Source organism: Mycolicibacter nonchromogenicus, assembly GCF_002101775.1.
Taxonomy (GTDB): domain Bacteria; phylum Actinomycetota; class Actinomycetes; order Mycobacteriales; family Mycobacteriaceae; genus Mycobacterium; species Mycobacterium nonchromogenicum.
This window is the reverse complement of sequence record NZ_LQPI01000032.1, coordinates 96163-114871: the sequence shown is the minus strand read 5'-3', so window position 1 is coordinate 114871 and position 18709 is coordinate 96163. Positions and strand designations below refer to the sequence as shown.

Sequence of the window (18709 nt, the reverse complement as noted above, 5' to 3'; positions counted from 1 at the left end):
CGTCCGAGCGTGTCTCCTGCGCCGGTCACTATCCTGGACACCATGGCCAACGTCGACCTCGCACGCCTGGCTGAGTTGTTGAGCGGTTATCGGTTCGCCTTCCTGGTCACCGTCGGTGATGACTACCGGGCCCGCACCACCGCGATAACCCCGACCTTCGACGGCGCCCGCCTGAACATCGGCGCGGTGGGAGCACACGGCCGAGCGAACCTGTCGAGCCACAACGCCGTCAGCCTGGTCTGGCCCGCTCGCGAGGTCGGCGAATACTCGCTGCTGGTCGACGGCCACGCCGAGCTTCCCGAGGATCCGGCTGACCCGGTGCTGGTGACGCCGACCAAGGCCCTGCTGCACCGCCCGGTGTTCGAACCCGGGACACAGCGGGCGGTGGGCACTGCCCATGACTGCGTGCAACTCAAGGCAGATTGACAGCTTGGCGGCTTAGCCTCGAATCCATGAGCTCCACCGTGGATTTCGATCGACTCGCGCAGAAGCTGGCGGGCCACGACTACGCCTACCTGATCACCGTCGATGCCGAGAGCCGACCGCACCCGGTGCCGGTGATGCCAGTGCTGCGCGACGACACCGTGCACATCGGTGCGCTGGGCGGTCGGCGCAGTCGGGCGAACCTGGCCCGCACTTCGGATGTGACCGTGATGTGGCCCCCACCGGTTCCGGGTGGCTACACCGTGATCGTCGACGGCACTGCCCGGGTGTCTGATGCCGGTGAGTTGGCCAGTGTGACGATCTCCCCCACACGTGCCGTCCTGATCCGGGTCGCCACCCCCGAATCACCGGGCGAGACACCCTGTTACAGCGACTGCATCGACCTCACAGTCAGTCCGCAGGGAGGCTGAGGGGCCGTCCCGCCACCATCAGCACCACCTCGTCGGAGGCCGCGGCGATCTGTGTGTTGAGCACTCCCAGCAGGTCACGGAAGAGCCGTCCGGACGCGGTGGGCGGGACCACTCCGCTGCCCACCTCGTTGCTCACCGCAACCACCGGCGCCGGGCAGGCACGCCAGGCCGAAACCAGCTCGTCGATGTCGGCCGAGACGGCGTTCATGCCGTCGCCGCCGTCCCACACGTGGTGCCGGTCCATCCGCGCGGTGAGCCAGGTGCCGAGGCAGTCCAGCAGCACCGCGTCCGAGGCCGACCGCAGTTCCTCGGCGACATCGACGGTCTCCACGGTGCGCCAGGATCGGGGCCGCCGCGACCGGTGCTGCCGCACCCGCTCGACCCATTCCGGATCACCTTCGCGCACTCCGCCGGTGGCCAGGTAGGTCACTGCCGGCTCGACGGCGAGCAGCGCCTCCGCGTGCGCTGACTTGCCTGAGCGTGCACCGCCCAGCACCAGGGTGCGGGTGGCGCGACCGGCTGCTGCACCCACTCGCACCACCTCGCCGTCACGTCCCGGTCGGGCGCCTGAATCTGACAGTACGGCAGTCAATTCCGACTCGGGGGGATTGTGGTGGCTCAGGTGTACCGCGACAACATCGGTGGTGTCGGTGACGGCGCCGCAGTCACGCAGCCGTCCCACCGTCGCCGCGAAGGCCGGGAAGTCGAGGTGCTCGGTGCCGTGTTCGGTGTAGGTCCCGAACGTCTCCTCCAGAAACACCGCGCCATAGCCTGCCCCGGTCACCGCGGCGTAGGTCTCCTCGGGCAGCGGACCGGTGTCGGTGGCCCAGAAGATCCGGGCGTCCTGCGATTCCAGGTCGTAGAGCACTGCGTCGCCGCCGATGTCGGCGCCGTGGGCGGCGGCCAGCACCCGCACGTCGTAGTCGCCGACCCGGATGCGCTCGCCGGCCTGCACGGTCACGAACCGCACCGGGTCGTCGGGCCCCACCCAGTCCCGGCACTGCTCCAGGGCGCTGGGCGGGCCGACCACGTCCAACTGTTCGACCGCCCCGGTCCAGTGCCGCATCAGCAGGGCCGCCGGCCCGACGTGATCGGGGTGGCCGTGGGTGAAAAGGATGTGGCGGACCTGCGACAGCGACCGCTGCCAGCGCATCGCGGCACGTGGCGCCTCCGGGCCACAGTCGAGGAGCAATACGTCGTCGACCAGGGCGGCGGTCTGTCCGCGAACCCGCGTCGCCGCTGACCTGCATGACGCGCATCGGCAGAACGGGTTCGGCCAGCCGTCGGCGCTGCCGGTGCCCAGCAGCAGGATCTCCATGCCCCCATCCTCGTTGACGACGAAGGCCCGGCCCCCGTGAGGGGCCGGGCCTCGTCGTTGCGCTCAGACTTAGAAGTCCATGCCGCCCATGCCACCGGTCGGGTCGCCCGCGGGTGCGGCCGCCTTCTCCGGCTTGTCGGCGACAACGGCCTCGGTGGTCAGGAACAGTGCCGCGATGGACGCCGCGTTCTGCAGCGCCGAGCGGGTCACCTTCACCGGGTCGGCAACGCCGGCCTTGAGCAGGTCCTCGTACTCGCCAGAGGCGGCGTTGAGGCCGGTGCCCGAGGGGGAGTTGGTGACCTTCTCGGCGACAACGCCGGGCTCCAGGCCCGCGTTGAAGGCGATCTGCTTCAGCGGAGCCGACAGCGCGACACGCACGATGTTGGCACCGGTGGCCTCGTCACCTTCGAGCTTGAGCTCGTCGAGCGACGGAGCGGCCTGCAGCAGGGCCACGCCACCACCGGCGACGATGCCCTCCTCCACGGCGGCCTTGGCGTTACGCACGGCGTCCTCGATGCGGTGCTTGCGCTCCTTGAGCTCCACCTCGGTGGCAGCCCCGGCCTTGATCACCGCAACGCCGCCGGCCAGCTTGGCCAGGCGCTCCTGCAGCTTCTCGCGGTCGTAGTCGGAGTCGCTGTTCTCGATCTCGGACCGGATCTGGGCCACCCGACCGGCGATGGCGTCGGAGTCACCCGAGCCCTCGACGATGGTGGTCTCGTCCTTGGTGATGACGACCTTGCGGGCGGTGCCCAGCAGGGAGATGTCGGCGCTCTCCAACGACAGGCCGACCTCTTCGCTGATGACCTGGCCACCGGTGAGGATCGCCATGTCCTGCAGCATCGCCTTGCGACGGTCACCGAAGCCCGGAGCCTTGACGGCCACCGACTTGAAGGTGCCGCGGATCTTGTTCACGACCAGGGTCGACAGGGCCTCGCCCTCGACGTCCTCGGCGATGATCAGCAACGGCTTGCCGGACTGGATGACCTTCTCCAGCAAGGGCAGCAGGTCCTTGACGGTCGAGATCTTCGAGCTGACCAGCAGGATGTAGGGGTCCTCCAGGACGGCTTCCTGACGCTCGGCGTCGGTCACGAAGTAACCCGAGATGTAGCCCTTGTCGAAGCGCATGCCCTCGGTGAGCTCCAGCTGCAGGCCGAAGGTGTTGGACTCCTCGACGGTGATGACACCTTCGTTGCCGACCTTGTCCATGGCCTCGGCGATCAGGTCACCGATGCTCTGGTCACCCGCGGAGATACCGGCGGTGGCCGCGATCTGCTCCTTGGTCTCGACCTCCTTGGCCGAAGCCAGCAGGGTCGAGGTGACCTTCTCAACGGCCTTCTCGATGCCGCGCTTCAGACCCAGCGGGTTGGCGCCGGCGGCCACGTTGCGCAGGCCTTCCTTGACCAGGGCCTGGGCGAGCACGGTGGCGGTGGTGGTGCCGTCACCCGCGACGTCGTCAGTCTTCTTGGCGACCTCTTTGACCAGCTCAGCGCCGATCTTCTCGTAGGGATCCTCCAGCTCGATCTCCTTGGCGATGGACACACCATCGTTGGTGATCGTGGGGGCGCCCCACTTCTTCTCCAGGACAACGTTGCGGCCCTTGGGGCCCAGCGTCACCTTGACCGCGTCGGCGAGGGCGTTCAGACCCCGCTCGAGGCCGCGACGGGCCTCTTCGTCATACGCAATTTGCTTAGCCATTGCGAAGTGATTCCTCCGGTTAGGGGGTGCACGTCTTGTCGGTCGGGTCAGTGCCCGCGACGGACGGCTGTGGGTGTGCTCCGCAGGTGCGGCCCCGTACCTCACCGTCCCGACCTAGCACTCACCGGTCGCGAGTGCCAACGTCATTTTTAGCACTCGCCCATGGAGAGTGCAAGGTCGTCCGGTGACGATGCGCGGAGCGAAGCGAAGCGCTGAGGAGCCGGACCATCAGCTTCGTCCGGTGACGATGCGCGGAGCGAAGCGACGCGCTGAGGAGCCGGACCATCAGGCACAGGGCCGCGACCTACCAGGTGGTCTGCCTGATCAGCCGACCCAACCTCACGCCACGTCGAGCAGCTGCTCGTAGAAACCGCCGAACCCGCGGGCGCGGTTCACCAAGTGCACCTCCAGGATCCAGTGACAGACCCGGCCGGTGGGGTCGGTGCGGCGCATCGGCTCATCGGATCCCGGCGCGACGTAGAACCTGGCGTCGTCACCGGAGATCTTCTTGTGCGGAAACTCCCCCAGTAGGTGCCCGGCGATGGGAGCGCCGAACTCGAATCCCGCGTCCTGGGCCAGGCCGACGACGTGTTCGAACAGCTGAGCGCCGGTGATATCGGCGTGGCTCTCGAAGAAGGCGCGCCCCGCACTCCACACCCCGGGCAACGCGTCGCGCAGTGCCAGCTTGTCCGGGTCGTCGCCGAGCACGAAGGTGCGACCGAAGTCGGCCTCCCATTCTTCGAAGATCGGCCCCAGGTCGAGGTAGGCGATGTCGTCGTCGGCCATGACGCGGTCGGGTGGGTCGGCGTGAAACGGCAGCAGGCTGTTCTCCCCCGCCCGCACCACCCGGCGATGCCAGTGCCGCGTCACCCCGAACAGGTCGGCCGCCAGATCCCGGATCTCATCGGAGAGCTGGCGCTCACCGACTCCGGGACGAACCATTCCGCGGCGCTCGATTTCGTCGAACAAAGCGATGGCCTGGGCCTGCGCATCGCGGAGCCGCTCGACACGGATGGATTCCGGCTCACGCGGGGTGGACACACCAGCGATCCTATCGGCTTGCCCTAGACTGCATCTCGATCAGATAGGAGACCGGGTGCGGGCTGAAGCAGCGCCCAGCACCCGGGCTTTGCGGGGCTGGCAACGCCGGGCTCTGGTGCGCTATCTGACCGCCAAGCCACGTGATTTTCTGATGGTGGCCACCCCCGGTGCCGGTAAGACCACGTTCGCGCTGCGGATCGTCGCCGAACTGCTCGCCGACCGCACCGTCGAGCGGATCACCATCGTGGTGCCCACCGAACACCTCAAAGTGCAGTGGGCCGCAGCCGCGGCCTCGCACGGCATCGCACTGGACCCACGGTTTTCCAATTCCGATTCGCAGACCAGCTCGGAGTACCACGGCGTGGTCGTGACCTACGCCCAGGTCGCCAGCCACCCCAGCCGGCACCGGGTGCGCACCGAGGCCGCGAGGACCTTGGTGATCTTCGACGAGATCCACCACGGCGGCGACGCCAAAAGCTGGGGCGACGGCATCCGCGAGGCGTTCGACGACGCCACCCGCCGGCTGGCGCTGACCGGAACCCCGTTCCGCAGCGACGACAGCCCCATCCCCTTCGTCACCTACGAGCCCGACGGCACCGGCAGGCTGCGCTCGGTCGCCGACGACACCTACGGCTACACCGACGCGCTGGCCGACGGCGTGGTGCGCCCGGTGGTGTTCATGGCCTACTCGGGCGAGGCACGCTGGCGGGACAGTGCCGGCGAGGAGCACGCGGCGCGACTCGGCGAACCGCTGACCGCCGAGCACACCGCGCGGGCGTGGCGCACGGCGCTGGACCCCACCGGGGAATGGATGCCCGCGGTGATCACCGCCGCGCACAAGCGGCTGTGCCAGCTGCGCGAGGGTGGCATGGCCGATGCCGGCGGCATGATCATCGCCACCGACCAGAAGGCGGCCCGCGCCTATGCGGTGCTGCTGAAGCGCCACACCGGCGAAGAACCCACCGTGGTGCTCTCCGATGACCCCACCGCCTCAGACAAGATCGCGCAGTTCTCCGCGGCCACCACCAGTTGGCTGGTGGCGGTGCGGATGGTCTCCGAGGGCGTCGACGTGCCCCGGCTGGCGGTGGGCGTCTACGCCACCAGCGCGTCTACCCCGCTGTTCTTCGCCCAGGCGATCGGCCGGTTCGTGCGGTCGCGGCGGCCGGGTGAGACGGCCAGCATCTTCTTGCCGTCGGTGCCGTCGCTGCTTGCCCTGGCCAGCGAGATGGAGCAGCAGCGCAACCATGTGCTGGGCAAGCCGCACCGCGAGTCGTTCGGCGACGACGAGCTGGCCGAGCGGCGGCGCACCGAGCCCTCGGAATTGGAGAACAAGTTCGAGTCGCTGGGGGCCGACGCCGAACTGGACCAGGTGATCTTCGACGGCGCCTCCTTCGGCACCGCCACACCCGCCGGCAGCGAAGAAGAGGCCGACTACCTGGGTATCCCCGGGCTGCTCGACGCCGACCAGATGCGGGACCTGCTGCGTCGCCGACAGGAAGAGCAGTTGGACCGGCGTTCCAAAGCGGTCAACGCCGGCGCGGTTCCGGTACCGGCCACCACGCACGGGCAGCTGCGCGAGCTGCGGCACGAACTCAACGCGCTGGTGTCGGCGGCGCATCATCGGCTTGGCAAGCCGCACGGCTGGATTCACAACGAGCTGCGCCGGCGTTGCGGTGGGCCCCCGGTGGCGGCGGCGACATCGGACCAGCTGCGCGCACGGATCGCGGCCATCCGGCAGCTCAATCGCGAGTCGTAGTTCCCGAGCGGCTGCCCTGGCCGTCCCTGGCGCCGAGTGTGCGGTTTGGCCGCCGATGCGCTGAATTGTGGCGATCAATCCGCACAGTCGAGGTGTGCCCACGCCAGTTCCCGGGCCGAATTCTGGGTACTTCCATTGAAATCCCCTGCCTCAGTGATCCTTCCCGTGTTATTTGCATTCACTTAGGATGTATTGAGGATTCCTCCCAGGAAGGGTTCAGCGAATATGGCCACTAGGGGTGCGGGACGGCGTACGACGCGGGTGGCCGGTGCAGCAGTAGCACCGTTGCTGGCCTTGGCCATCACTCCGCTGAGCACCGGCGTTCCCGCAGCGCAGGCAGATTTCATCGATGATCTCTTCGATCCGACCGTGTGGTCCACCTGGTTGGATCCCGACTCCTGGGCGCCTGCCGCGCAGACCCTGCCGGTCGAGCCCCTGCCGGCGTTCGGCAGCGACTGGCTGGGCGAGTTCTACCTGCACCTGCACGACCACCTCGATGCCGTGCTGGACGACCCCGCCAACTCCTGGTGGCTGGACTTGGTCAACCTGCCCTACGCGGTGCTGTTCGGCCGCGACCTCATCGGTGACGGTCTCGACGAGTTCGACGGCGCCAACACCTCGCTGTTGGGCTGGACCGGATGGTTCGGCGACTTCGGCGACGGCGGATTCCTCGCCGGTGACGGCGGCCTGGGCGTCAGCGGAGGCGCCGGCGGATTCGCCGGCATGTTCGGCAACGGCGGCGACGGCGGCAACGGCCTCGACTCCTGGGACAACGACGGCATCGCCGGCGACGGCGGGGCCGGTGGGGCCGGCGGCTGGTTGTTCGGCAACGGCGGTGACGGCGGAACGGGCGGGACCGGGGCCGCCGGCATCGACGGCGCTGACGGGGTCCTTGCGGGCGACTCTGGGGGCGACGTACTGGCCGACTCTGTCGGGGGCAACGGCGGTGCCGGCGGTCACGGCGGCTGGTGGTACGGGTTCGGCGGCAACGGCGGCGCCGGCGGCGACGCATACAACTACAACAGCTCCTCGACGCACGATGTCATCGGCGGCCAGGGCGGTAACGCCGGCAGCGGGGCCAGCGGGGGCGGCAACGGTGGCATCGGCGGCAGCGCCTACTCCTACGGCACCGGTCAGGCCATCGCCGGCAACGGGGGCCACGGGGGCCACGGCGGTATCGGAACCGGCGGCAACGGCGGTGACGGCGGCTGGGCCATCATCGTCAACAGCTCCTCTGCGGACGATGCCGTCGGTGGCCAGGGCGGTAGCGCCGGCCGGGGAGCCACGGGCGGCGGCAACGGCGGCAACGGCGGTGACGCCGCCACCTTCGGCAGTGGCCAGGCCATCGCGGCCAACGGAGCCGACGGTGCCGACGGAGGGATTGGAACCGGCGGTAGCGGCGGCAACGGCGGCCACGCATACATCTACAGCAGTTCCTCGGCGCACGACGCCACCGGCGGCCAGGGCGGAAGGGCCGGCACCGGAGCCAGCGGCGGCGGCAACGGAGGCAACGGCGGTGACGCCGCCACCTACGGCACCGGCCAGGCCATCGCCGCCGACGGCGCCGACGGAGCCGACGGCGGAACCGGAACCGGCGGCAACGGTGGCCACGGCGGCAACGCGACCATCGGCAACTTCCTCTCAGCCCACGATGCCATCGGCGGCCAAGCCGGCAAAGCCGGCACCGGCGCCAACGGCGGCGGCAACGGAGGCAACGGCGGTGACGCGACCGCCCACGGCAGCGGCCAGGCCATCGCCGCCAACGGCGCCGACGGCGCCGACGGTGGAGCCGGTTCCGGCGGCAGCGGCGGCAACGGCGGTACGGCGACCATCTACAACGACTTCTCGACACACGACGCCATCGGCGGCCAAGCCGGCAAAGCCGGCACCGGCGCCAACGGAGGCGGCAACGGAGGCAACGGCGGCAACGCATACACCACCGGCACCGGCCAGGCCATCGCCGCCAACGGCACCGACGGCGCGGACGGCGGGACCGGAACCGGCGGCAACGGCGGCAACGGCGGTACGGCGACCATCGACAACAGCTCCTCGGCGCACGATGCCATCGGCGGCCAGGCCGGCAAAGCCGGCACCGGCGCCAACGGAGGTGGCAACGGGGGCAACGGAGGCAACGCGATCACCTGGGGCACCGGCCAGGCCATCGCCGCCGACGGCGCCGACGGAGCCGACGGCGGGACCGGAACCGGCGGCAACGGCGGCCACGGCGGCAGCGCATACATCCATAACAGCTCCTCGGCGCACGACGCCGTCGGCGGCCAAGCCGGCAAAGCCGGCACCGGCGCCACCGACGGTGGCAACGGAGGCAACGGAGGCAACGCACGCACCACCGGCACCGGCCAGGCCATCGCCGCCGACGGCGCCGACGGAGCCGACGGCGGGACCGGAACCGGCGGCAACGGCGGCCACGGCGGCAGTGCGGACATCTACAACAGCTCCTCGGCAAGCGAGGCCATAAGCGGCGCCGGCGGGGCCGGCGGCAGCGGAGCCACCGGCGGCGGCCATGGCGGCGACGGCGGTGATGCATACACCTCCGGGACGGGCCAAGTCACTGCCGCCGACGGCGGTGATGGCGGTGACGGCGGGACCGGAACCGGCGGCAACGGCGGCCGCGGCGGCTGGGCGACCATCAACAACGACTCCTCGACCCACGACGCCATCGGCGGCGACGGCGGGGCCGGCGGCAGCGGAGCCGCCGGCGGTGGCACCGGCGGGGCGGGCGGCGACGCCTACACCGAGGGGACGGGGAACGCCATTCCCGGCAGCCCGGGACCCGACGGCACACCCTGACCGTAGGCCAGCTCTGGCTTCGGACCAGCTGCGCGGGCGGATCGCGGCCATCCGGCGGCTCAAGCGCGAGTCGTAGGTGCCGAGCGGTCGCCCCTGTCCGGCCCCGGCCGCCGAGTGTGCGGTTTCGTCGCCGCTTTCGCTGATTCTTCCGGCCAAACCGCACAGTCGCGTGGTGTGATCTCATCCGGTTGTGTCAGGAAATGCGGTAATACCCTGTATCGCCGACCCCTAGCCTTCCTAGTCTCTGCTCAGGAGATATAGAGGACTCATATAGGAAGGGTTCAGCGACCATGGCCATAAAGCGTGCGGGACGGCGTAAGGCGCGGGTCGGTGCCGGTGCGGCAGTGGCGCCGCTCCTGGCATTCGCCGTAACACCCTTGACCACTAGTCCCGCTGCACAGGCAGATTTTCTGGACGACCTGTTCGATCCGACCGTGTGGTCCACCTGGCTCGATCCCGCCACCTGGGGGCCTTCCGCTGAGACTCAGCCCGTCGATGCCCTGCCCGCGGACGGGACGAACTGGCTGGGCGACTTCTATCTGAACGTGCATGGCCAGGTAGACGCATTGCTCGCCGATCCCGCCAACTCCTGGTGGCTGGACCTGGTCAACCTGCCGTACGCGGTGCTGTTCGGCCGCGATCTGATCGGTGACGGCATTGACGAGTTCGACGGGGCCAACACGTCCCTGTTGGGGTGGACCGGATGGTTCGGCGACTTCGGCGACGGCGGATTCCTCGCCGGCGACGGCGGCCTCGGCATCAGCGGAGGCGCTGGAGGAATGGCCGGCATGTTCGGCAACGGCGGCGACGGCGGCGCCGGCCTCGACGCCTGGGACAACAACGGCGTCGCCGGTGACGGCGGGGCGGGTGGGGCCGGCGGCTGGTTGTTCGGCAACGGCGGTGACGGCGGTGACGGTGGCACGGGCGCGTTTGGTGCCGACGGCGCTGATGGGGCGTTTGCCGGTGATTCGGGTGGCGCCGGACTGGATGGCGCTGGCGGGGGCAATGGCGGCGCAGGTGGTCATGGCGGCTGGTGGTACGGCCTTGGCGGCAACGGTGGCGCCGGTGGGACCGGGGGCAACGGCAGCAACGGCGGTGCGGGCCTCGACGGCGCAATAGGTTCGCTTGCCGCCTTCGACGGTGCCGGTCAAGACGGCGGTGACGGCGGCAACGGCGGCGCTGGCGGCAATGGCGGTAGCGGTGGTAGCGGTGGTGGCCGCGGCCTGTTCGGGGCTACCGGCGCCGAGGGCGTAGGCGGCAACGGCGGCAACGGCGGTGATGCGGGCACACCCGGCAGCGGCGGCAACGGCGCCGCCGGGAAGTGGGGCGACACCGGTTCCGGCGGAGCCGAGGGAGCAGGCGGCGACGGGGGCAATGCAGGCAGCGCCGGCACACCGGGCGCGGGTGGTTCCGGCGGCTCTGGGAGCACGGGCGGCGCGGTCGGAGCCGGTGGCGCATCCAGCATCACCAGTGGAGTCCGCGGTGGCAATGGTGGCAACGGCGCTGCCGGCAACAATGCACACCCTCAGGCCGGTAACGGCGGGCACGGTGGTTCCGGTGGTATTGGAACCGGAGGCAACGGCGGCAACGGCGGCGACGCGTACATCAACGACGACTCCTTGGCGCACGATGCCATCGGCGGCCAGGGCGGCCACGGCGGCAGCGGCGCCAGCGGCGGAAACGGCGGCAACGGGGGCAGTGCGACCACCTTCGGAACCGGCCACGCCATCGCCGGTAACGGCGCCGACGGCGGCAACGGTGGTACCGGAACCGGAGGCAACGGCGGCCACGGCGGCAACGCCACCATCAACAACGACTTCTCCGAACACGACGTCATAGGCGGCCAAGCCGGGAAAGCCGGCAGTGGAGCCACCGGTGGTGGCAACGGCGGCAACGGCGGCAACGCATCCACCTGGGGCACCGGACACGCCATCGCCGCCAACGGCGCCGACGGCGGCAACGGCGGTAGTGGAACCGGTGGCAGCGGCGGCCACGGCGGCAACGCGGCCATCTTCAACGAAGACTCGGCACATGACGCCATCGGCGGCCAAGCCGGCAACGCCGGCAGCGGCGCCACCCGCGGCGGCAACGGCGGCAACGGCGGCAACGCGACCAATTGGGGCACCGGCAAGGCGAACGCCGCCAATGGTGCCCACGGCGCCGACGGCGGCAACGGAACGGGCGGCAACGGCGGGCACGGCGGCAACGCCATCATCTACAACGAATTCTCGGCGCACGACGCCATCGGTGGTCAAGCCGGTAACGCCGGCAGCGGCGCCACCGGCGGCGGAAACGGCGGCAACGGCGGCAACGCGATTAATTGGGGCACCGGCCAGGCGATCGCCGCCAACGGTGCCGACGGCGGAAACGGTGGCACCGGAACCGGCGGCAACGGCGGCCACGGCGGCAACGCGGAGATCGACAACGAGTTCTCGGCGCACGACGTCATCGGCGGCCAGGCCGGAAAGGCAGGCAGCGGCGCCACCGGCGGCGGAAACGGCGGCAACGGCGGCAACGCCAGCAACCGGGGCGCCGGCCAAGCCATCGCCGCCAACGGCGCTGACGGCGCCGACGGCGGAACCGGCGGCGACGGCGGCAACGGAGGCAACGCCACCATCAGTAACCACTCCTCGGCGCACGACGCCATCGGCGGCCAGGCTGGAAACGCCGGCAACGGAGCCACCGGCGGCGGCAACGGCGGCAACGGCGGCAATGCGGCCACCTGGGGCACTGGCCGGGCAATCGCCGCCAACGGTGCCGACGGCGGTAACGGTGGCATCGGGCCCGGCGGCAACGGTGGCAACGGCGGCGAAGCGGCCATCCTTCGCAGCGACTCTGCACACGACGCCGTCGGCGGCGACGGCGGGGCCGGCGGCAGCGGAGCCACCAGCGGTGGCAACGGCGGCAACGGCGGCGCCGCAATCAACGACGGCACGGGCGCAGCCATCGGCGCCGTTGGCGGCAACGGCGGCGGCAGCAGTACCGGAAGCGGCGGCGACGGCGGCAACGGAGGCGCCGCAATCAACTACGGCACGGGCGCAGCCACCGGCGGCGACGGCGGCAACGGCGCCGACAGCAGTACCGGAACCGGCGGCACCGGCGGTGACGGCGGCAACGCGATCATCTTCAACCTCTCCTCGACCCACGACGCCATCGGCGGCGACGGCGGGGGTGGCGGCAGCGGAGCCGCCGGCGGTGGCAAAGGCGGCAACGGCGGCGACGCGGTCACCATCGGGACGGGGAACGCCATTCCCGGCAGTCCGGGGCCCGACGGGGCGCCCTAGACGTAAGACACGGCCAGCTCGAAGTACCGATCCCTCAGCCGGCCCACTTACTGTCCGCCACCCACGGCGATGCCTGCGCGGCCACCGACCACGCCCACTCCTGCGGCACGTCGATCACCCGGTAGGCCTTGACGCCCGCGGCGGTGGCCGCGATCAGGGTGGCCACCCCCGCGCGGCGCTGAAACCAGCTCTGGCGCACCGTCCAACCGACGATGCCGGCGGTGGCGATGCAGTAGCGGCGCTGCTCCCAACTGCCGGTGCGGGCCGACAGCCAGTGCGCGTCGACGCGGTGGCCCAGGGAACGCGCTCGATCGACGGCCATCAGCGCGGCGCCCAGGGTCATCACCGCCCAGACCGGCCAACACCACTGCGGCACTTCGACAAACCTTGTCGCGATCGCCAGCCCGGCCGCGACGGCCACCGGCAGCAACAGCCCCCGAGTCCAGCGCCGACGAGTCGCCGCCGGGCCGTGCCTGCGCAGCGGGCCGGTGACCGCATCCGGGTCGGCGACCAACCCGGTCAAGACGTCTTCGGCGGTGGCCCGCGGGCAGGGCGGCAGCAGGATCGACGACTCGCCTTCCCCGTTGACACCGGTCATGGCCGCGTCCAGGCGCGCCCCGCCGAACAACCGCACCAGCAGCGGCCGGCGCAGCGTCCCGCCGCGCAACCGGCGCATGTCGTAGGTGTGCTCGCGCACCCGCAGCAGGCCGTAGCTCAACGCCAGGACGTCTCCGTCGGCTCCCGTACTGCGCGACAGCACCAGGTTTCCGTACGTCACCAGAGAGCGCAGCACCGCCAACAGCATGGACACCAGCACCAGCACTGCGGCGGTCAGCGTCAGGCTCTGCTTGACGCCGTACTGTTCGGCGGCCTCGAGCCAGGACCGGCTCACCGGCGACTCCTCCAGGGCCGCCCAGAGTCCGCTCTGGTACAGCGCACCCACGGCGGCCCCGACCATCACCAGCCCCGACAGACTCAGCGGGCTGTAGCCCAACCACGACGGCCGCCACCGCGCCAGCACCGTCACCGGAGCCGGGACCGCCGCCGATTCGGTCGCAGTCGCGGCGGCCTGCCCGGTGTGGGACAGCAGCATCGCCCGAAGTTGGGGGACCTCACTGCTCTTGACCGCATTCAGTTCGAAGACGGTGTCGGCGGTGGCGGCGCGCTGGCCGGTGCTGACCCGCAACACGGCCAGACCCAGCAGGCGGTGCAACAGCCGCGCATCGGTCTCCACAGAACGAATCCGGTTGCGCGGCAACGAAAGTACCTTGCGGCGCAACAGACCCGAGCGCAGCTGCACCCGGCCGGCTTCGGGGTCGGGTTCAATGCGATAGCTGGTGGTGAACCAGCGGGTGACACCCACAACGGCGATCACCACGATCACCGCCAGCACCCAAGGCCGGTTGTCGGTCGCCGAGCCGAACACCACCACGGCGATCAGCAGGGGCAGTTCACGCAGAACTTCGTGCAGCGGATGCACCAACAACATCCGCGGGCTCAGCCGCTGCCAGGCCGGCTCCTCGGCGGCGGCGCTCACGTGGCATCTCCTGCACCCAGCGACGCGATGTCGGTCAACTGCTCGACAACCCAGTCGGCGACCGAGGCGTCCAGCGCGACAATGTGCACCGCACCAGCGGAGGAGGCCGTCGTCACCCGCACATTGGCCAACCCCAGCAGGCGATCCAACGGGCCTCGGTAGGTGTCGACGGTCTGCACCCGCGAGAGCGGCGCGATCCGGCGTTCCTGCACCAACCAACCGGTGCGGGTGTACACCGCACGGTCGCTGATGTCCCACCGGTGCACGCGGTAGCGCCACAACGGCGCGATCAGCACCGACACCAGCAGGCCCAGCGCTGTGACGACGAGGGCGACGGTGTGCAGCCAATGGGGGTAGCGCACGGTCGCTTCGGCCACCTGTTCGTCGGCGAGCGCCCAGCCCAACTGCAGCAGGGCAAGTATCAGCCACGGCACCGCACCGACCATGGCCCACACCAGGGGTGCGCGGGAGCTGGGCGGAGTGACGGGATCGAGCAACATGATCTCGTCGGACTGGTTTTCGTGCTGCGCCATGTAGGAGAGAATGTCAGGACGCGGACCCCGCCGCATCGTCGACCGCACGGACGAAATCTCGTCCGGCGCAAAATGCGTCACCACAGTATCGTTTGTCACATGAGTAGCCGGGATAAGTGGGCTGCGGAAGACGTTCCGGATCAAACCGGCCGCGTCGCGGTGATCACCGGATCCAACACGGGCATCGGGTATCACACCGCGGAGATACTTGCCGGGCACGGCGCGCTGGTGGTGCTGGCGGTGCGCGACCTCGAGAAGGGCAACGCCGCCGCGCAACGGATCTACCGCGCCAGTCCGCAGGCACGCGTTGAGGTGCAGGAACTCGATCTCAGTTCGCTGGCGTCGGTTCGCCAAGCCGCCGAAGCTCTGGGCGCCGCCCATCCCCGGATTGATCTGTTGATCAACAACGCCGGCGTCATGTATACGCCCAAACAACGCACCGTCGACGGCTTCGAGATGCAGTTCGGTGTCAATCATCTGGGGCACTTCGCCTTAACCGGTCTGCTACTGCCTCGGATGCTGCGGGTGAAGCGCTCCCGGGTGGTGACCGTCAGCAGCATGGCGCACCGGATCATGGCCGCGATTCACTTCGACGACCTGCAGTGGGAGCACGGTTACAACCGGATCGCGGCCTACGGACAGTCCAAACTGGCCAACCTGATGTTCACCTACGAACTGCAGCGCCGACTGGCCGCCAAGCGCCGCTCGACCATCGCCGTCGCAGCCCACCCCGGCACCGCCCATACCGAACTGGCCCGCCATCTCCCGCCGTTCCTGCGTCCCGCGGACCGCCTGCTGACGCCCCTGGTGGTGCAGAGCGCCGCGATGGGCGCGTTGCCCACGGTTCGGGCCGCCACCGATCCCGAGGTGACCGGTGGGCAGTACTACGGTCCGAGCGGTATCGGTGAGCAGCGCGGATATCCGAAGCTGGTGGACGCCAGCAAGCAGGCGCACGACGTCGAGTTGCAGCAGCGGTTGTGGGCTGTTTCGGAGGAGCTGACCGGGATCACCTTCCCGGTCTGAGTCACACTGTCGGAATGCGATCCGTCGAAGAGCACCAGCGGGCCGTCTCCGATCTGGTCCAGGCCCGGCTGCCGGTCACTGTCGCTCTGGCCGATGCCGAGGGACTGGTCTTGGCCGCGGACGTGATCGCGCCGATCACGCTGCCGGTCTTCGACAACTCCGGGATGGACGGCTATGCCGTGCTCGCCGACGACGTGGCCGGTGCGAGTTCAGACCATCCGGTGAGTTTGCCTGTCACCGAGGATATTCCGGCCGGACGCACCGATATCCCCACGCTGACAGCAGGGACCGCGCACCGCATCATGACCGGGGCACCGATCCCGTACGGCGCCGACGCGGTGGTTCCCGTCGAGGCCACCGACGGAGGCGTCGACGTGGTGGCGATCAGCTCCCCGATCGCCCGGGGCCGTCATATCCGCCGGGCCGGCGGCGACGTCGCCGAAGGCGCCACCGTGCTCTGGGCGGGACAAATCGTCAGCGCCCCCGTGGCCGGTCTGGCCGCGGCGCTCGGTCTGGCCGAGCTGACGGTGCGTCCCCGGCAGCGAGTGCTGGTGATCTCCACCGGATCCGAACTGATCAAGCCCGGCACGCCGCTGGCGCCCGGCCAGATCTATGAATCCAACGGGGTGATGCTGGCCGCCGCGGTCCGTGAGGCCGGCGCCGCGGTGGTGGCCGCCGTGACGGTCGCCGACGACACCGCTGCGTTCACCGAAGTCCTCGACCGCTACGGCGTGCATGACGGGGCGGTGGATCTGGTGATCACCAGCGGCGGGGTCAGCGCGGGCGCCTACGAGGTGGTCAAGGATGTCTTCGGCCGCGACGGCGACCAGGGAGTGCACTTCGTCAAGGTGGCGATGCAGCCCGGGATGCCGCAGGGCGTCGGCCGGGTCGGCGACGCGGCCATCATCACGCTGCCGGGCAACCCGGTCAGCGCCCAGGTGTCCTTCGAGGTCTTCGTCCGGCCCGCGCTGCGCCGGGCGATGGACCTGCCTGCGCAGGATCGCCCGCGCCGCACCGCTGTTCTGAGCGAGAAACTCGTCTCACCGGCCGGCAAGCGGCAGTTCCGGCGCGGCCTGCTCGACCACGAGACCGGGACCGTCACCAACTACGGGCCGCCGGCATCACACCATCTGCGCTACCTGGCGTCGGCCAACTGCCTGCTGGACATCGCCGACGAGGTGACGGAGTTGCCGGTGGGCACCCAGGTGGAAGTCTGGGACCTGACCGGATAAACCCCTTCTAAGATGGCCCAATGGCCAGACGCCCCCGTGCAGCAGATGATCCCGGCGGTCTTCGCCACCTGATCGAGCTGGCGCGCTCGACAGTGCCGCCGATGCACAGCGCCGGGCTGCCGTTCGTCGGCAGCGCGCTGGGCGTGGCGCTGCTGGGCCGCAGGCAGCCGTGGCTGCGCGGGGCGGGGCTGGTGGCTGCGGGCGCCTGCGCCGGGTTCTTCCGGCATCCGCCCCGGGTGCCGCCGACGCGCTCCGGCGTGGTGGTGGCCCCCGCCGACGGCCAGGTCTGCCTGGTCGACTCGGCTCCCCCGCCGCCGGAACTGGATCTGCCCGACACCCCGCTGCCGCGGGTCAGCATCTTCATGTCGGTCTTCGACGCCCACGTGCAACGAGCTCCGGTCGGCGGTGAGGTGATCGAGGTGCTGCACCGCGCCGGCCGGTTCGGGTCCGCCGACCGCACCGAGGCCAGCGAGGACAACGAGCGCAACAGCGTGCGGATCCGCACCGTCGACGGCGCCGAGGTGATCGCCGTGCAGGTCGCCGGCCTGGTTGCGCGACGCATCCTCTGCGAAATCCGGCCCGGTGATCATGTCGCGATCGGCGACACCTACGGCTTGATCCGCTTCGGGTCGCGCCTCGACGTCTACCTGCCGGTCGGGACGCAGCCGCTGGTCAGCGTCGGCCAGCGCATGGTGGCCGGCGAGACCGTCCTGGCCGTCCTGTCATGAGCACCGCCCAGCAGGAACGCGGCCGGGGTCCGGTCGGCCTGCACATCCTGCCCAGCTCGATGACGGTGCTGGCGATCTGCGCCGGTCTGACGTCGATCAAATATGCGCTGGACGGTCAGCCGCACGTGGCGATGGCGCTGATCGCCGCCGCCGCCATCCTCGACGGACTGGACGGCCGGGTGGCACGCATCCTGGACGCGGAATCGCGGATGGGCGCCGAGATCGATTCACTGGCCGACGCGGTCGATTTCGGGGTGGCGCCGGCGGTGGTGATCTACGTGTCGCTGCTGTCCACCCAGCCGGCGGGCTGGATCGTGGTGCTGCTGTACGCGGTGTGCGTGGTGCTGCGACTGGCCCGGTTCAACACCCTGCTCGACGACGCCACCCTGCCGGCCTACACCCGGGAGTTCTTCGTCGGGATGCCCGCCCCGGCCGGTGCGATCGCCCTGATGGGCCTGCTGGCCGCCAAGCTCCAGTTCGGCGACGGATGGTGGACGTCGCAGTGGTTCACCTGCGCCTGGGTGGTGGGCACGTCGATGCTGTTGGTCAGCCGCATCCCGATGCGCAAGATGCACGCCGTGTCGGTACCGCCGCATCTGGCCGCCGTGCTGCTGGCGGTGTTGGCGCTGGTCGCCGCGGCGGCGTTCCTGTTCCCCTACGTGCTGGTGCTGGTGCTGATCGGGGCGTATCTGTGCACCATTCCGTTCTCGGTGCGCAGCCAGCGTTGGGTTGCCGCACACCCGGAGGCCTGGGAAGACGCCCCCAAGGAGCGCCGGGCCGCGCGGCGGGCCATCCGCCGCGCACAGCCGGGCCGCCGCCCTGGCGTGCGACGCATCCGTCGGCCCAGCGGGAAGTCGATGGCCCGGCTGCGACTGCGTAAGCCGAGTCGGTAGCGGCGCG

The 18709-nt window shown here is 70.2% G+C and carries 14 protein-coding genes; 9 read left to right on the top strand and 5 right to left on the bottom strand.

Features of this window, described 5'->3' with window-relative positions:
- The first annotated feature begins 42 nt into the window (after window positions 1-42).
- Both AWC18_RS06070 and AWC18_RS06065 read left to right on the top strand, forming a co-directional pair.
- Window positions 43-426 (top strand): pyridoxamine 5'-phosphate oxidase family protein, encoded by a 384-nt coding sequence (locus AWC18_RS06070; RefSeq protein WP_085138087.1) that lies wholly within the window; start codon window positions 43-45, stop codon window positions 424-426.
- Window positions 427-452: 26 nt separating this feature from the next.
- Complete coding sequence (locus AWC18_RS06065) at window positions 453-854, top strand: pyridoxamine 5'-phosphate oxidase family protein (protein WP_085138086.1); 402 nt, start codon at window positions 453-455, stop codon at window positions 852-854.
- Here the strand turns inward: AWC18_RS06065 and cobU are convergent.
- From cobU to AWC18_RS06050, 3 genes are all read right to left on the bottom strand, one after another.
- On the bottom strand, window positions 835-2172 hold the full coding sequence (cobU, locus tag AWC18_RS06060; RefSeq protein ID WP_085138085.1) for a bifunctional adenosylcobinamide kinase/adenosylcobinamide-phosphate guanylyltransferase: 1338 nt from the start codon (window positions 2170-2172) through the stop codon (window positions 835-837). The two genes, AWC18_RS06065 and cobU, sit on opposite strands and share 20 nt — an antisense overlap.
- A gap of 69 nt (window positions 2173-2241) precedes the next feature.
- Window positions 2242-3867, bottom strand: a complete 1626-nt coding sequence (gene groL, locus AWC18_RS06055) for a chaperonin GroEL (protein WP_064996454.1) — start codon at window positions 3865-3867, stop codon at window positions 2242-2244.
- Between the two features lie 339 nt (window positions 3868-4206).
- Window positions 4207-4908 (bottom strand): M24 family metallopeptidase, encoded by a 702-nt coding sequence (locus AWC18_RS06050; protein WP_085138084.1) that lies wholly within the window; start codon window positions 4906-4908, stop codon window positions 4207-4209.
- Window positions 4909-4963: 55 nt separating this feature from the next.
- Between AWC18_RS06050 and AWC18_RS06045 the strand changes: the two genes are divergently transcribed.
- From AWC18_RS06045 to AWC18_RS21620, 3 genes are all read left to right on the top strand, one after another.
- Window positions 4964-6664: a DEAD/DEAH box helicase gene (locus AWC18_RS06045; protein ID WP_085138083.1), complete on the top strand. Its 1701-nt coding sequence runs from the start codon at window positions 4964-4966 to the stop codon at window positions 6662-6664.
- A 294-nt stretch (window positions 6665-6958) separates the two neighbouring features.
- Complete coding sequence (locus AWC18_RS21420; protein WP_165757977.1) at window positions 6959-9472, top strand: PE-PGRS family protein; 2514 nt, start codon at window positions 6959-6961, stop codon at window positions 9470-9472.
- 377 nt (window positions 9473-9849) lie between these two features.
- On the top strand, window positions 9850-12756 hold the full coding sequence (locus AWC18_RS21620; protein ID WP_208858323.1) for a PE family protein: 2907 nt from the start codon (window positions 9850-9852) through the stop codon (window positions 12754-12756).
- 34 nt (window positions 12757-12790) lie between these two features.
- Here the strand turns inward: AWC18_RS21620 and AWC18_RS06025 are convergent, their stop codons facing one another.
- Together AWC18_RS06025 and AWC18_RS06020 are read right to left on the bottom strand one after the other, a co-directional pair.
- Window positions 12791-14245, bottom strand: coding sequence for a PH domain-containing protein (locus tag AWC18_RS06025; RefSeq protein WP_085138123.1), 1455 nt, complete (start codon window positions 14243-14245; stop codon window positions 12791-12793).
- 44 nt (window positions 14246-14289) lie between these two features.
- Window positions 14290-14826, bottom strand: a complete 537-nt coding sequence (locus AWC18_RS06020; RefSeq protein WP_109551961.1) for a PH domain-containing protein — start codon at window positions 14824-14826, stop codon at window positions 14290-14292.
- A 99-nt stretch (window positions 14827-14925) separates the two neighbouring features.
- Between AWC18_RS06020 and AWC18_RS06015 the strand changes: the two genes are divergently transcribed.
- Genes AWC18_RS06015 through pssA form a run of 4 tightly spaced genes read left to right on the top strand, consistent with a single transcriptional unit; the run spans window position 14926 to window position 18702 of the window.
- Window positions 14926-15849 (top strand): SDR family NAD(P)-dependent oxidoreductase, encoded by a 924-nt coding sequence (locus AWC18_RS06015; RefSeq protein ID WP_076049720.1) that lies wholly within the window; start codon window positions 14926-14928, stop codon window positions 15847-15849.
- Between the two features lie 14 nt (window positions 15850-15863).
- Complete coding sequence (moeA, locus tag AWC18_RS06010; RefSeq protein ID WP_085138082.1) at window positions 15864-17081, top strand: molybdopterin molybdotransferase MoeA; 1218 nt, start codon at window positions 15864-15866, stop codon at window positions 17079-17081.
- Between the two features lie 20 nt (window positions 17082-17101).
- Window positions 17102-17809: a phosphatidylserine decarboxylase gene (locus AWC18_RS06005; protein ID WP_085138081.1), complete on the top strand. Its 708-nt coding sequence runs from the start codon at window positions 17102-17104 to the stop codon at window positions 17807-17809.
- Complete coding sequence (gene pssA / locus AWC18_RS06000) at window positions 17806-18702, top strand: CDP-diacylglycerol--serine O-phosphatidyltransferase (protein ID WP_064999545.1); 897 nt, start codon at window positions 17806-17808, stop codon at window positions 18700-18702. Before AWC18_RS06005 ends, pssA begins: the two co-directional genes overlap by 4 nt.
- The last annotated feature ends 7 nt before the right edge of the window (window positions 18703-18709 follow it).

Excerpts from the sequence above, each read along its gene's own strand:
- AWC18_RS06025 (WP_085138123.1), bottom strand. The coding sequence starts at position 14,245 with ATGTTGTTGGTGCATCCGCTGCACGAAGTTCTGCGTGAACTGCCCCTG.
- AWC18_RS06070 (WP_085138087.1), top strand. The coding sequence starts at position 43 with ATGGCCAACGTCGACCTCGCACGCCTGGCTGAGTTGTTGAGCGGTTAT.
- cobU (WP_085138085.1), bottom strand. The coding sequence starts at position 2,172 with ATGGAGATCCTGCTGCTGGGCACCGGCAGCGCCGACGGCTGGCCGAAC.
- AWC18_RS06020 (WP_109551961.1), bottom strand. The coding sequence starts at position 14,826 with ATGGCGCAGCACGAAAACCAGTCCGACGAGATCATGTTGCTCGATCCC.
- moeA (WP_085138082.1), top strand. The coding sequence starts at position 15,864 with ATGCGATCCGTCGAAGAGCACCAGCGGGCCGTCTCCGATCTGGTCCAG.
- pssA (WP_064999545.1), top strand. The coding sequence starts at position 17,806 with ATGAGCACCGCCCAGCAGGAACGCGGCCGGGGTCCGGTCGGCCTGCAC.
- AWC18_RS06005 (WP_085138081.1), top strand. The coding sequence starts at position 17,102 with ATGGCCAGACGCCCCCGTGCAGCAGATGATCCCGGCGGTCTTCGCCAC.
- AWC18_RS06065 (WP_085138086.1), top strand. The coding sequence starts at position 453 with ATGAGCTCCACCGTGGATTTCGATCGACTCGCGCAGAAGCTGGCGGGC.
- groL (WP_064996454.1), bottom strand. The coding sequence starts at position 3,867 with ATGGCTAAGCAAATTGCGTATGACGAAGAGGCCCGTCGCGGCCTCGAG.
- AWC18_RS06015 (WP_076049720.1), top strand. The coding sequence starts at position 14,926 with ATGAGTAGCCGGGATAAGTGGGCTGCGGAAGACGTTCCGGATCAAACC.